The organism is Anaerostipes sp. 992a, from assembly GCF_001940245.1.
Lineage (GTDB): Bacteria > Bacillota > Clostridia > Lachnospirales > Lachnospiraceae > Fimousia.
Map to the genome: position 1 here is coordinate 377,483 of NZ_MJIG01000004.1, position 15,074 is coordinate 392,556.

Genomic DNA, 15,074 nt, shown 5'->3' on the forward strand with positions numbered 1-15,074 from the left:
TCCTCCTTTTCTTTTCTCTGCCGTCACTTCATTGGCTTTCTACTCTGCAAGTTCTCCCAGATAATAGAAGCCCTTCGCTTCTTTTAATACGACTGGTACGATTTTTCCGATCATTTCCCTGCATCCCGGAAAATGCACCAAAACATTATTCGTCAGTCTTCCCGTTACCAGATTCTCATCGTGATCATTCACCATTTCCACTAATACATTCATGGTCCTTCCAACATAACGGTCTACGTTCTTTTTAGAAGCCTCCCCAACTACCTGCAGCAAACGATTAAATCGATCCTTGATGACCTCTTCCGGCACTTCATCTGGCATCACTGCCGCTGGTGTTCCGGTTCTTTTGGAATAAATAAAGGTATAACAGCTATCATAATTTACCTTTTTTACCACATCCATAGTCTCTAAAAAATCTTCCTCTGTCTCACCAGGAAAGCCTACGATAATATCGGTAGTAAAAGATACCTCTGGCACCTTTGCACGAATTCTTTCTACCAGATCCAAATACTGCTCTTTGGTATAACGGCGGTTCATCTTTTTTAAGATTTCTGTACTTCCTGACTGAACTGGCAGATGTACGTGATTGCAGATTTTTTGGGATGCTGCCAGTACATCGATCAATTCATCTGACAGATCCTTTGGATGTGGAGTCATAAAGCGGATTCTCTCAAGTCCTTCGATCTTCTCAATGCGCTGCAGAAGCTGTGCAAATGTAATCGGCTCCTCTAAGGTTTTCCCATAAGAATTTACATTCTGTCCCAAAAGCATAACCTCAACTACGCCATCGGCTACCAGTGCTTTGATCTCATTGATAATGTCTTCTGGATTTCTACTTCTCTCTCTTCCTCTTACATATGGTACGATACAATAGCTACAGAAATTGTTGCAGCCATACATGATATTGACACCGCATTTAAATGAGAATTTTCTCTCACTTGGCAGATCCTCTACAATCTGATCCGTATCCTTCCAGATATCTACGATCATTCCATTGGAATCCACACGGTTTTTCATCAGCTCTGCCAGCTTAAAGATGTTATGGGTTCCAAAAATAATATCCACAAATTTATAGCTTTCTTTGATCTTTTGAACAACCAGATCCTCCTGCATCATACAACCACATAATCCAATCAACATATGCGGATTCTTCTGTTTGATCTTCTTTAAATGTCCTAAATGTCCATATACCTTTAAATTGGCATTTTCTCTTACTGTGCAAGTGTTAAATAAAACAAAGTCTGCCGTTTCTTCTTCTGTCTCCACATATCCCATTTGCTGAAGAATTCCCAAAAGCTTCTCTGAATCCTTGGCGTTCATCTGACACCCGAAGGTTGTAATATGGCAGGTCAGAGGGCGTCCCATCTTTTCACTCTGTTTGCTTACCCATTGCTTCATCTGTGCCATGTAATCATATTGTCTCTGACTTTCACTTGTATATGTTAAATCTTCCATTTCTCAATCTCCTAATTTAAAATCTGTATTTATGGCATACAGAATTTATTATAACAATGAAAGAAGAAAATAGCAATACAATGGATTTACCAAATCGAGTAGGAGGAATTTCTCTTGATTGAGAAATTCCGACCTCTCACACCACCGTGCGTACCGTTCGGTACACGGCGGTTCAATCAACTTAACAAGTAACACACCTTTCGGTGTAGTAATCTAACATTGAGACTAATCCGAATGAGGTTAGTCTCTTATTGCTTATAGCTTGGCATACATCTGAACCTCGACATACTCTTGCGAACCCTTTAGCGTAGGATGTTCGCTTTGCTGCCCATTGGGGCACGCCTAGTTTCATTAAATTCTTTGCCCTGTTTTGTGGTGTTTTCCATTGTTTCCATATACACATACGAAGTCTGAATCGGATATGTTTATCCATTTCTCTGCACAGATGTTTCATACTCCCTATCTTGAAGTAGTTAACCCATCCTCTGATAAGTTGATTGAGTTTCTCCACTTTGTAGCTGTTGCTTACACCCCAGCTACGACAGGTGAGTTCCTTCATCCTCTTCTTGAACTTCTCAACTGATTTTGCATGTGGCTTCGCCTTGTATTGGTGTGCTCTTGAATCAAAATAGAATCCAAATCCAAGGTATTTGAGTCCTTGCGGTTTATCCACTTTACTCTTTGTCATGTTGACCTTAAGCCCTAGTTTCTCCTCAATGAATCGAGAGATATTTCTCATTACTCGATTTGCAGACATTTCACTCCCAACCATGATGATACAGTCATCCGCATATCTCACGAAATTGAGCCCTCGCTTTTCCATTTCTTTGTCAAGTTCATTGAGCATGATATTCGCTAGTAGCGGAGAAAGATTTCCTCCTTGCGGTGTTCCTATTACAGAGTCTTCATACTCATCATCAATCATAATTCCACTGACAAGATACTTTCTCACAATGGAGATGACATCTCCATCCTTGATTGTTCTTCCAATTAAGGTCATCAGCTTGTCATGATTTACTGTGTCAAAGAACTTTTCCAAGTCAATGTCTACAATCCAATCATTACCATCATTCATCATATCAAGTGCTGTTAGGATTGCTTGTTGTGCACACCTATTCGGTCTGAATCCATAACTGTGGTCATGGAATTGTTCCTCATAGATTGGTGTTAGTACCTGTGCAATGGCTTGTTGTACAAATCTGTCTGTTACCGTTGGTACTCCTAGGTTTCTGACACCACCATCAGGCTTTGGTATCTCCACTCTTCGTACTGGTTGAGGTTTGTATTTTCTTGTCCTCAACTGTTCCTTGATGATTTCGCCGTTCTTTGCAAGATGTTCCTTGAGTCCTGTGTACTTCATTCCGTCCACTCCCTCTGCACCTTTGTTTCGTACGACTTGCAGATATGCTCTGTTGAGATTATCACTAGATAATATCTGCTCCATTAGATTACTTGTGTCCATGCGTTCTTTCCTTTCCGTCTCGCTTGATTTGACCATCTTTTACCCGATTGGTTACGGCAGATGTTGTCATTTCTGCAATACGAGACATACTCAAACTGATTGATTGTTCGCCCCTTCACTCCATCCCCATTACAGAGACTTCTTCACTACTATGGGCTCGGCTGACTTCTCACAGTTCGTTGTTACTAGGCTAATGATACCTCTGTGAGACCTCCACGCTTAAGGTGCACGCTCTTTCCTCTCATCTATCCGCCACATTTACTCGTACTTCCAGCAACTTTTGGACTTCATCTCCTTTTGCAGACTTATCCGTATTTCCGAGCCTTATATGTGATTTCTGTCCGTCGGACCAAGAGTTTGCTTACAGCTTCCTTCAGATTCCACCTCACGATGGACACCCTTGCTGTTCGGCTATACACTTCCTCGTTGCCTAGGCGTGTTCGGGACTTTCACCCGTTAGAGCGCGCCCATGGCGCGCAAACAAAAAGAAGCATCACCGCTCTGTAATGCTTCTTTTTCATTCACAAATATACAATATATGGAATTTCCAGCCATTGTTCCCACTGCCGATCCAATCGATCTGTTTCCACTACTCCATCGCCAAATCTGGGATTATTCGTGCATTCAATGACCTTTCCTCCAGTCATATATATCCCTATATGACCTGGCAGATAGACTCCGATCCCCTTTTTCTCCGGGATCTGTTCCACCGGTCCTTTTTTGCTGGCCCGCTCGATCATCTCATAGCTTTGAAGATCTCTTGCCTTATCATAATAAAATTGCCTGAGTCCTCCCATATAATAGCACTTGATCAAGCCACTGCAGTCAAAACAATATTGACCGAATTCATTCTGCTTACCAAATCCATCCCACAAATATTTGGTAGGAAGCGACAAACATTCCTGTGCAAAGGCTGCAAGACCTAAATTGGTATACATCCAATCCGCCTTTTTCCGTTCTTACCTCATATTATTCCCCACTGATAGAAAATATGCACGCTGATCTCTATTCACTCTTTCGGTCCATCAATTCGATAATATTCCCTTCGCAATCTCTTACGTAATGAATGAACAGATCTGGTTTGTCCGCATAGGTTCTATGAATCTGCTTTCCAACAAGGGAACCTCCTGCTGCAAGCAGCTTGTCGGTAACTACATCAATATCATCCACATCAATGGCAATGTGTCCCAGTCCCGTTAGGTTGATCGCCTGAGAGCTGGTATCATCCTGCAGATTGTACTGGAAGATCTCCAGCTGAGTTCCTTCTGGATCTCCTGGAAATGTCATTGTAATTCCTTCAATATCAGATCCTGCAAGACCAGTCAGATCCGCTGCATAATCACCTGAAATCTTCTTTTCCGGCGGAACCTGCACACAGCCAAATACTTTTTCATAAAATGCTGCTACCTTCTTCCAGTCTTTTGCATTAATGTTTACATGTAATAATTTACTCATCCCGTTTCTCCTTTTCTACAAATCACATTTTACATCCTGATGGAACGTATAACTCAGTTAAATTATACCGAATTTTTGCCATTTTGACTACCATATCGTAAAAAAACGTAGTTTCGCTCCCCTGACAACGCTTCTTCATAGCAAAAATGTCCATTATCAAATTCTTTGATTTTCTCTGGTTCTTCCACCTTTCTTTCAGCCAGATACCGCACCATATCTCCTCTTGCTTCCTTTGCCTTTGTCCCCTTCACCTTTACTCTGCCATCTACCAGTTCTCCAAATATACAGGTAATAAAACAGTCATCCGGTGTCAGATATCTTTCTACTGCTTTGCTGTATTCCTTAGATGCCAGATTGATAATTATGTGATCCTCTTTGATCAACTCCCGATAAATCTTTTCTCCCCAGAAATCATATAAATTCTTTTTCTTTCCTACCGATAGCCTTGTCTGCATCTCCAGCCGATAGGGCCACACTTCATCCAATGGGCGCAGAATCCCATAAAACCCGCTTAGAATCCTTAGATGGTCTTCCAGGTAGGAAAGCTGATCCTGCTCCAGTACATCGGCTCCTATATGCTGATATTGCAATCCTTCATATGCCAGAATAGCCGGAGTTCCAATGCCGGTAAAATCAAGCCTGCGAAACCGTTCATAATTCAGTCTGCAAATACTCTCATTTGCTTTCATGAGTACCTGAAGCTCTTCTACGGAATACTGCAACAGCTGCTTTAACAAAATACCTGCCTCTTTTTCATACACTGGCTTTTGCTGCGGAAAAAGCCAGCTATGATCTTCTTTCATTTTCTTCGCTGGTGATATTATGATCTTCATTGTTAAATAATCTCCTTGTTCTTTTTTCACATTTTTCGTTTTTTTCCAGTTTTATTCTATTTTTTATAAATATTGAGATAAACTATATATATATTGCTTTGATAATCATTTTTTATTGTGAATTTCTGTACAATATATTAAAATATTCGCGTATGAGTTTACTTTAATTTTACATAGACTTCATAAAATTTACAAAGTAAATCTTTGACATAGTATAGAGTAAATGAAAGGAAAGCTCAATTTATTACACAAAGGGGAAATGATTATGACAATTGTATTAGGATTGATTGGCGGACTTGGTCTCTTCCTTTACGGAATGAAGCTAATGAGCGATGGTCTTGAAAAAGCCGCCGGAGCAAAATTACGTAATATTCTTGAATTTTTTACAAAGAATAAATTTTCAGGAATGCTGGTCGGCATCTTCTTTACCGCAATCATTCAATCTTCCAGCGCTTCAACTGTAATGGTGGTAAGTTTTGTAAATGCCGGTCTGATGAATCTGTATCAGGCCGCAGGTATCATCTTCGGTGCCAACATCGGTACTACTGTTACTTCACAGCTGGTAGCGTTTGACTTATCAGAAATCGCACCACTCTTTTTAATGGGCGGTGTCATCATGGTGATGTTCATGAAAAATCCGACTATAAAGAAAGCCGGAGAGGTGGTTCTTGGATTTGGTATTTTATTTACCGGTCTGACCACAATGTCTTCTTCCATGTCTGTTTTAAGAGACTCACCTGCTATTGTAAACATATTAGGCAACCTGACCAATCCGTTATTAGGAGTTCTGGTCGGATTTATTATCACTGCTATTTTACAGAGTTCTTCCGTTACCGTAAGTATTGTACTGTTAATGGCTGCCCAGGGCCTTCTTCCATTGGAAATCTGCTTCTTCATTATCCTGGGATGTAATATGGGCTCTTGTGTTTCCGCACTATTAGCCAGCCTGGGTGGAAAGAAGAATGCCAAACGAGCAGCTCTGATCCACTTCTTATTCAACGTAATCGGAAGTGCCATCTTATTTGTACTACTACTCCTCCTGAAGGATGTTTTGGCAGATCAGCTGCTACAGTTTTCCGGAGGCAATGTGGGTCGTGCAGTTGCCAATGCCCATACCTCCTTTAAGATCTTCCAGGTAGTGATCTTATTCCCATTCTCTAACCTGCTGGTTAAGCTGACATATCTGTTTGTCAAGGGAGAAGATGATAAAGTAACGAAACATGAACTGAAATACATCGGTGATAAATCCTTGTATGCACCAAGTTCCGCAATTCCTCAGGCTACATTGGAAATTGAACGTATGGGGCGTATGGCAGTCCAGAATCTGGAACAGTCCATGACTGCTTTTCTCAATGAATCCACTGCCGATCTGGAAGAGATCTATGACTTGGAAGACGGCATCAACTACATCAGCGGAGGAATCATTGATTACCTTGTAAAAATCAATCAATATCCACTGCCTGTTGCAGATAAAAATACATTAGGAGGATTGTTCCACGTTGTCAGTGATATCGAACGCATTGGCGACCACGCAAAGGATATTGCCGATCTAACGAATTCTCTCGTTACAAAAAATCGTAAGATCACCATAGAAGCTAAAGAATCCCTCATCGAAATCTATCAAAAGACCGATGAATTGTTGTTAAAATCTATTTATACATTAAAACATCGTACCGATGATTATGTAAATGATATTATCGAACTGGAAAATGAGATTGATGTTCTGGAAAAACGCTTGCAGAAAGAACATGTCAAACGACTTGCACGTCAAGAATGTAATCCAAATTCCGGTCTGGTATACTCCGACATTCTGACTAAGTTAGAACGAGTTGCTGACCACGGTGTAAACATGGTATACATCACCCTAACTGATAATACCAACTTATTAGATGAAGATCAAATTGCTGAATTGCAATAATCAAAAAGAAGCTGCTCTCCCAGAAGGATTTTTCCCTTCAGGGAGCTCAGCTTCTTTTCTATCTTCTTTTCTTACTGATATAAGAAATCTCCTCCAAGTATTTTTCCTGAAATCCCTGCATCTCTGCCAGATTACAACAATCCATCTTTTGTCTGATTTCTTCTGCCACATCCATATAAGAAGGATTTCCCAATGCCTGAAACGCTCCTGATAGCGCAGTATTCCCTACTGCACTTGTCTTATCTTTAAACTCTTCTGGAAGCAGCCCCACCCGTATTGCAGAAGTAAGATTTAGATAGAATCCAAATCCTCCGGCCAAATATACGTTTTTTATTTCTTCCGGTTTACATCCATATTGCTGCATCAGAAGCTCAATCCCTGTGCGAATCGCCCCTTTGGCCAGCTGTATCTCCCGTATCTTATCCTGGGTGATCCATAAGCCCTGACCACAAGGAATTCCTTTCTGGCGATATGGAAGCTTTAGCAATCCATCTTCTCCAATTGTTTTTCTTCTTACATGCAATACAAGCAACTCCAAGACCCGACTGCCCGATGTGCCTGTACTGCGAAAGCAATTTTCGAATGCCGGACCAGCTGCTGCCGCAGCGGCTACCAATTTTTCCCTATTACCAAGGACCATTTCTCCATTGGTTCCCAGGTCAATTAGAAAATTGATTTCTTCACTTTCCTGCATGCCCAAATACTCTACCCCGGATATAATATCCCCTCCGATAAATGCACCTGCATGGGGAAATAAGAATACATCCATACCATTCTCGGTCCACCGTTTCCCTTCTGGCTCTGGAACCTGAAAAGGAGCTCTTCCGAGGGAAACCGGTGACTTTTTCTGAAGAATATGCAGCATGGCTGCATTTCCAACAATGACGATCTGTCGAAGCTCCTTTCTGCAGATTCCTGCCTGTGAAAGCAACTGATCAATGCCCTTTTTTATATCCCCTTTTACGCAATCAGAAAGCCTTTCCAGGCCTTCCTGCGTCTCACAGGCAGATATTCTTGAAGCCACATCTGCTCCAAAGCTTTTTTGGGAATTTTCACATCCCCACTGACCTGCCATTCTTCCAGTTTTTAACTCCTTTAGCGCAAATCCCAGCGTCGTCGTTCCAATATCAATGGCGATGCCATATCCTCTTTCCTTGTTCTTCTCCCTTTTCTCTTCCTGCTCCTTCATAAGGACAGAACGAAAGGCTTCCTGCTCCTTTCCAAGAAATAAGGTAATATCCTTAGCTAAGCGATATTGACAGGCTTTTATTTCCCCTTCACTACTTTTTATCTTGCAGCCACCGCAGGTTCCTCTACCCCCGCAGGGTGCCGGAAGGATCAGATCATGCTTTTGAAGCACAAAGAGAAGGAGGCTTCCTTCTTCTGCTTCCAATATCCTCCTTCCGGAATCCATCTCCACCGTAATCCTAATCATCGTCAGAAAACCTCCTTTTTCTTTTCATTTTTAAAATACACCGCCCTTGGCATTTTGCAGTTTCGGCTGATATCCAGTATCCTTTAATGCCTTAATGATCTTCTCCTTATGCTCTGTTCCAAAGGCTTCCATCGTAATCGTAAGCTCCACTTTGGAATTACGGTTGATGCTGACAAACTGGTTGTGCTCCAGACGGATAATATTCCCCTGTGACTGAGCAATAATCTTGGACACTCTGGTCAATTCGCCTGGTTTATCTGGAAGAAATACAGAAACAGTAAAAATTCTGTCTCGCACGATCAGACCATGCTGAACCAGTGATGCCAATGTGATCACATCCATATTTCCGCCACTGATGATGGAAACGACTTTTTTGCCCGTTACCTTTAAATGCTTCAGAGCTGCAACGGTAAGTAGACCAGAGTTTTCCGCAAGCATTTTATGATTTTCAATCAGATCCAAGAAGGCAACGATCAATTCTTCATCGTCAATGGTAATAATATCATCGATGTTCTGCTGAATATATGGGAAAATCTTCTTTCCAGGTGTCTTTACCGCAGTACCATCGGCAATGGTGCTAACATTTTCCACAGTGGTGACCTTTCCCGCTTCCAGGGATGCTTTCATGCAGGCAGCTCCGGATGGTTCTACCCCAATTACCTTAATATTAGGGTTTAAAAATTTTGCTAATGCAGACACACCAGTTGCCAATCCGCCTCCACCAATCGGAACCAAAATAATATCCACGGTTGGAAGCTCTTTAAAGATCTCCATGGCAATGGAACCCTGGCCAGTTGCCACATCCAGATCATCAAACGGGTGAACAAAAGTCATTCCCCGCTTCTTTCCAAGTTCAATGGCATATTCGCTGGCTTCATCGAATACATCTCCCTTTAAGATTACTTCTGCCCCTAATGCTTTGGTACGGTTTACCTTCATCAATGGTGTTGTGGTTGGCATAACAATGGTAGCAGGCACATGATTGGCTCTTGCTGCATAAGCAACTCCCTGTGCGTGATTTCCAGCCGAAGCTGTAATCAGTCCCTTTTCCTTTTCTTCCTGAGACAGCGTACTGATCTTATAATAGGCACCCCGGATCTTGTATGCACCTGTAAGCTGCATATTTTCCGGTTTTAAATACACCTGATTTCCTGTCTGTTCGGATAAATAGTCACTTTTCATCAATTTCGTAGGAATGATGACCTCCTGTACTTTTTCATAAGCTTCTTCAAATTTTTTCAATGTCAACATGTGTCTTCTCTCCTCTATTCGCTAAATAATACACTTACGAATACATCCGCATCAAATTTCATCAGATCGTTGATCTGTTCTCCAATTCCGATATATTTTACCGGAAGTCCTAATTCTGCCTGAATAGCAATGGCAATCCCGCCTTTTGCAGTCCCGTCCAGCTTTGTCAGAATAATACCTGAAATATCCGCTGCTTCCATAAACTGTTTTGCCTGTGACATAGCATTTTGCCCTGTCGTGGCATCCAGTACGATCAGCGTCTCACGATGAGCTTCTGGATACTCTCTATCGATGACGCGATTGATCTTAGCCAGCTCGTTCATCAGATTTTTCTTGTTATGAAGACGTCCGGCTGTGTCACAGATCAACAGATCAGTTCCTCTTGCTCTTGCTGCCTTACAAGCATCAAACACGACTGCTGCCGGATCTGATCCCTCTTCATGGGCAACAATATCTACATTTCCTCTTTTTGCCCATACATCCAACTGATCAATGGCAGCTGCACGGAAGGTATCCGCTGCAGCGATCAGCACCTTCTTACCCATGGCTTTCTGCTGTGCTGCGATCTTACCAATACTGGTGGTCTTTCCAACTCCATTGACACCAATGACCAACATAACTGTCTTCTGGTCCTCAAAATCAAATGCATGCTCTTCTAACTTCATCTGATCCTTAATAACTTCCTGAAGCAGCTCCTTGCAGGCCTCTGGTTCCCTGATTCCCATCTTGCGCACACGATGCTGCAGATCTTCGATGATCTTTAAGGTGGTATCCACACCCAGATCAGCCATGATCAGTGTCTCTTCTAATTCTTCATAAAAATCGTCATCAATATTGGTAAACGCCTGAAAGATCGTATCAAATCCATGAGACAGATTCTCTCTTGTCTTCGTTAATCCATCAAAAACTTTCTCAAAAAACCCCTTCTTTTCTTCTGCCATAACTTCCTCCTAAATCTATTCCAAATCATTTTCAATTAAATTTACAGATACCAGAGTGGATACCCCTTTTTCCTGCATAGTAATTCCATAGAGCATATCTGCAGCTGTCATGGTTCCCTTTCGATGCGTAATGACGATAAACTGGGTATCCTTCGTCAGCTTGTGCAGATAATTACTAAATCGTGTTACATTAGAATCATCCAATGCCGCTTCAATTTCATCCAACAGACAAAATGGAGACGGCTTTAAATTCTGAATGGCAAATAACAGACTGATTGCTGTCAAAGCCTTTTCTCCACCAGAAAGCTGCATCATATTCTGAAGCTTCTTTCCTGGAGGCTGTGCAATAATACGTATACCCGCTTCCAGCACATCCTCATCTTCCATCAGTTCGAGACGGGCATTTCCTCCACCAAATAATTCTCGAAATACTGCTAAAAACATCTTCTGAATCTCTGAAAATTTCTCGACAAACTGTTTGCGCATCTCATCTTCCAGATTTTTGATCAACTCTACCAGCTGTGCTTCCGCCTTCACAATATCCTCATGCTGATTCAGCAGGAACTCATACCGTCCGGATATCTCACGATATTCTTCAATGGCATTTACATTCACAGTACCAAGCTCTTTAATCTTACCCTTCCATTTGCCTATTTCCTTTTTCAGTTCTTCTGTATTGACCGTAATCTCTTCCTGATGCATTTCTCTTGCCATGCGATAGGTAATCTCATAGGATTCCCACATGTAATCTGTCAAACTCTGGATTTTCTCCTCTATCTTTTCTTTCTGTGCCTGAAGACGATACAACTCTTTGTCCAACGATGCCAGATGTTGACTCAAGGCTTCTCTTTCCTTCATTGAATGCTTATACTGGGCACTTTTCTCGTTTTCCTTCTGCTGGCTTTCCTTGATCAGCACTTCTCCATCCATCATCTGCTGTTCCAGCTTCCGTATCCTCTTTTGCACATGAGCGATTCTCTCTTCGATTCTTTCTACGCTTCCTTCCCGGTCATCCGCTTCTGATTTAATTTCCTTCAGATCATATTGAAGACGTTCCATCTCTTCTAGAATCCGGGCTTCATTTTCCTTGGAAAATTTCAATTGCTGATGATAGGAATTCTCCTGTAGCTGTATCTGTGATAATTCTTCTACTCGCTGCTCTTCCTCTTCTTCTAATCTACGCAGCTGTTCTTCCAGATCCTTTTGACGGGATTCTCTGGTCTGGTTCTTTTCCTCCAGCCCTTCCCTCTCTTTTAGCAGCTTCTTCACGTGCTCTGCCATGGAATTTTTCTCTTCTTCCAACGAGGTCTTTTCTTCCTCCAGGCCATCTCTTAACTGCTCTAATTCCAGACAGCGATTTTCATCCTGTTGCTTTCCAAGCACCACCGTATTAATTTCCAGAGAACGCTCTTGTTCTTCCTTTTCCAATTGCTCAATCTGCTGCTCAATGGCTGTTTTTTCCTTTGCGTTAGCTTCATACTCTGCTTTCAGCTCTAAATATTGATTTTTTCGAATCCTTTCTGATTTTTTTACTTCTTCGATTTCTCTGTTTCTTCCCAACAGATTGCTGGAATGCTTAAACGCACCACCTGTCATGGAACCTCCCTGATTTAGAGACTCTCCCTCTAATGTTACGATCCTCATGGAATACTGGTACTTTTTCGCCAGAGCAATCCCCTGATCGATGGTATCTACGATCACAATCCTTCCAAGAAGGGAAGCGATCAAATCCCGAAACTGATCCTTCGTATGCACCAGAGTACTGGCCAATCCAATCACCCCTGGCTCTTTAAGTGCCTGCTCCTGTTTAAATGGATAACGGTTTCGTACCGATGTCAGCGGAAGGAAGGTCGCCCTTCCAAATCGATTTTCCTTTAAAAACTGAATCATATTCTTAGCTGTCTGTTCATCGTCGGTCACGATATTCTGGATACTTCCCCCCAGCGCTGTCTCCACTGCCATCTCATATTTCTTGTCCACCTGAATAATATCAGCAACTACACCAACGATACCGGAAACACGCTTTTTTTGTTCCATGACCTTTTTAATACTGATTCCATAGCCATCATATCGTTCCGCCATGTTGCTTAAGGTCTCTAAGCGGGACTGAATGCGGAAAAGCTCCTGCTTTTTATCCTCGCCCTGCTGTGCCAGGAGATTTCCCTTCTGGATGTGCTGACTTCGCATCTCCATAAGTTCTTTGATTTTCTGCTTTGTGTCAGCTTCTTTTTTTTGCAATTCCGCCAGACGCTTCTCATTGTCATTTCGATTTTTTATAACCCTTCCATATTCTTTTTTATTCTCATCCAGACGCTTTTTTATATCTTCGATTCGAAGATTCAACTGCTCCCGGACCGTTGCAAAACGCTCTACCTTGTTGGAAATCTGTGCTTTATTCTCAGTAATCCCCTGAATATACCCAAGAATCTCTTTCTGTTGCTCATTCAACGCAGCCTTCTGCTGCTCCACGGCATCCAGAGCCCATCTGGCTTCCTTTTCTTTTTGCAGATTCTGAGCCTGGTTTGATACGATCAGTGCCTTTTTGCGTTTTAGGGAAACCAGTTCTTGATTCTTCTCATTTAATTCTGACTCCACGCGATATACATTGGAATAATAATGCTCCTCTTTCGTCTTCTCCGTTCGAATCTGCTCATTTAAGACCTTAATCTCGCCTTCCAGCTTTTCTTTCTCCAACCGTTCTTCCTGCAGACAACGATTCTCTTCTTCTAGCTTCTCTCTAAGTTTGGAAAGATCCAGCTCCAGCTGGTCGTTCTTCTCCTTGATCTGTTCATACTGTCGGGTACCATCGGAGCTATCCTGTTCCATGATCTTGATATTCTCATCCAGTTTTCCCATTTCCTTCTTCATGCTGGTCTGTTCCACCAAAAACATCTGAATATCTGCATCCTTTAGGCTTTCCCGATACTGAAGATACTCTTTCGCTTTTTGTGACTGGTCCTTTAACGGTCCAACCTGTCTGGTCAGTTCTGATAATATATCATTGACACGACACAGATTCTCCCTTTCTTTTTCCAGAGATTTTTCTGCAGCATATTTATTCTTTTTATATTTTATGATACCTGCAGCCTCATCAAACAGTTCTCTTCTCTCTTCCGGCTTTCCGTTTAAGATTTTTTCCACCTGTCCCTGTCCAATGATAGAATATCCTTCTTTCCCAATACCAGTATCGAAAAAAAGCTCTACTACATCCTTTCTTCGACAGACACTTCCATTGAGCAGATATTCACTTTCACCGGAACGATATACTCTTCTGGCAATCGTCACTTCCTCAAAGCTTACCGGAAGACTATGATCACTATTATCTAAGGTAATTGCCACATAGGCAGATCCCATCGGCTTTCGGAGCTCTGTTCCAGAGAAAATCACATCCTCCATCTTCGCTCCTCGAAGCTGCTTTGCACTCTGTTCTCCAAGTACCCAGCGCACTGCATCTGCCACATTGCTCTTTCCACTTCCATTTGGTCCTACAATTCCAGTAATCCCATCCTGAAAGCGAAAGACCAGCCGATTGGCAAATGATTTAAATCCGTGTACCTCAATACTTTTTAAATACATGTTTCACCTTGCTCTGCTTTCAATTTCAATATGGACTCATAGGCAGCCATCTGTTCTGCCGCCTTTTTGGTCTTTCCGGTTCCCGTTCCCAGGATACAATCTCCAAAATGAACCTGAACCGTAAATTCCTTGCAGTGATCCGGTCCCTTTTCTTCTGTCAGAACATACTGCACCGTATGTCCGACTTCCTTTTGTACCATTTCCTGCAAAATCGTCTTAGCATCATAGAATAATGTCTTATCTTCCACATCCTGTAGTAAATATTTTTCTACGAAAATCCTTGCTTGTTCAAACCCCTGATCCAAGTAAATTGCTCCGATTAAGGATTCAAATGCATCTGAAAGAATAGAATCCCTTTCTCTTCCTCCAGTCATATCTTCTCCCTTGCTTAAAAGCAAATATTTTCCTAGAGAAATATCCTTTGCACACATTGCCAGTGTATACTCACAAACCAGACTGGATCTCAATTTTGTTAATTTCCCCTCATTTTTCTTCTGATACGTACGGAACAGATAATCACTGATGATTAATTCTAATACGGCATCTCCTAAAAACTCCACTCTTTCATTATTCTGCGTCCGCTTCATCCGATGTTCATTGGCATAGGAACTATGTGTCAAAGCCAGCTTTAACAGACTTTTGTCTTGAAAACAATAATCAATGCTCTCTTCCAGTTCCTGAAACTGATAATTCTCTTTCATAAATTTCCTCCTTTCTCCAGCTGGAGAATGGCTACGGCATTCCTGCA

Annotated in this window: 11 protein-coding genes; 1 reads left to right on the top strand and 10 read right to left on the bottom strand. The window is 41.9% G+C overall.

Annotated features, from left to right (window positions below):
• Nucleotides 1-39: 39 nt before the first annotated feature.
• The 5 genes from miaB to yaaA all read right to left on the bottom strand — a co-directional run bounded on the left by miaB (nucleotide 40) and on the right by yaaA (nucleotide 5,205).
• On the bottom strand, nucleotides 40-1,455 hold the full coding sequence (gene miaB, locus BHF69_RS06075; RefSeq protein WP_075670162.1) for a tRNA (N6-isopentenyl adenosine(37)-C2)-methylthiotransferase MiaB: 1,416 nt from the start codon (nucleotides 1,453-1,455) through the stop codon (nucleotides 40-42).
• A 181-nt stretch (nucleotides 1,456-1,636) separates the two neighbouring features.
• Entirely contained in the window at nucleotides 1,637-2,917 is a 1,281-nt protein-coding gene (gene ltrA, locus BHF69_RS06080) for a group II intron reverse transcriptase/maturase (protein WP_158022538.1), read from the bottom strand.
• A gap of 521 nt (nucleotides 2,918-3,438) precedes the next feature.
• Nucleotides 3,439-3,855: an NlpC/P60 family protein gene (locus BHF69_RS06085; RefSeq protein ID WP_075670163.1), complete on the bottom strand. Its 417-nt coding sequence runs from the start codon at nucleotides 3,853-3,855 to the stop codon at nucleotides 3,439-3,441.
• 67 nt (nucleotides 3,856-3,922) lie between these two features.
• Nucleotides 3,923-4,372 (bottom strand): VOC family protein, encoded by a 450-nt coding sequence (locus BHF69_RS06090; protein ID WP_075670164.1) that lies wholly within the window; start codon nucleotides 4,370-4,372, stop codon nucleotides 3,923-3,925.
• 62 nt (nucleotides 4,373-4,434) lie between these two features.
• Nucleotides 4,435-5,205, bottom strand: a complete 771-nt coding sequence (gene yaaA, locus BHF69_RS06095; protein ID WP_075670165.1) for a peroxide stress protein YaaA — start codon at nucleotides 5,203-5,205, stop codon at nucleotides 4,435-4,437.
• 259 nt (nucleotides 5,206-5,464) lie between these two features.
• Between yaaA and BHF69_RS06100 the strand changes: the two genes are divergently transcribed.
• Nucleotides 5,465-7,123: a Na/Pi cotransporter family protein gene (locus BHF69_RS06100; protein ID WP_075670166.1), complete on the top strand. Its 1,659-nt coding sequence runs from the start codon at nucleotides 5,465-5,467 to the stop codon at nucleotides 7,121-7,123.
• 58 nt (nucleotides 7,124-7,181) lie between these two features.
• Here the strand turns inward: BHF69_RS06100 and BHF69_RS06105 are convergent, their stop codons facing one another.
• The 5 genes from BHF69_RS06105 to rnc are packed head-to-tail and all read right to left on the bottom strand — an operon-like array spanning nucleotide 7,182 to nucleotide 15,027.
• Nucleotides 7,182-8,558 (bottom strand): ASKHA domain-containing protein, encoded by a 1,377-nt coding sequence (locus BHF69_RS06105; RefSeq protein WP_075670167.1) that lies wholly within the window; start codon nucleotides 8,556-8,558, stop codon nucleotides 7,182-7,184.
• Nucleotides 8,559-8,588: 30 nt separating this feature from the next.
• Nucleotides 8,589-9,809, bottom strand: a complete 1,221-nt coding sequence (ilvA, locus tag BHF69_RS06110; RefSeq protein WP_075670168.1) for a threonine ammonia-lyase — start codon at nucleotides 9,807-9,809, stop codon at nucleotides 8,589-8,591.
• A 14-nt stretch (nucleotides 9,810-9,823) separates the two neighbouring features.
• The gene (gene ftsY, locus BHF69_RS06115) at nucleotides 9,824-10,750 is read right to left on the bottom strand and encodes a signal recognition particle-docking protein FtsY (RefSeq protein WP_075670169.1); all 927 of its coding nucleotides are present in this window, start codon (nucleotides 10,748-10,750) and stop codon (nucleotides 9,824-9,826) included.
• Nucleotides 10,751-10,765: 15 nt separating this feature from the next.
• Nucleotides 10,766-14,326 (bottom strand): chromosome segregation protein SMC, encoded by a 3,561-nt coding sequence (gene smc, locus BHF69_RS06120; RefSeq protein ID WP_075670170.1) that lies wholly within the window; start codon nucleotides 14,324-14,326, stop codon nucleotides 10,766-10,768.
• Nucleotides 14,317-15,027 (bottom strand): ribonuclease III, encoded by a 711-nt coding sequence (gene rnc / locus BHF69_RS06125; RefSeq protein WP_075670171.1) that lies wholly within the window; start codon nucleotides 15,025-15,027, stop codon nucleotides 14,317-14,319. The genes smc and rnc overlap by 10 nt, the downstream gene beginning before the upstream one ends.
• Nucleotides 15,028-15,074: the final 47 nt, after the last annotated feature.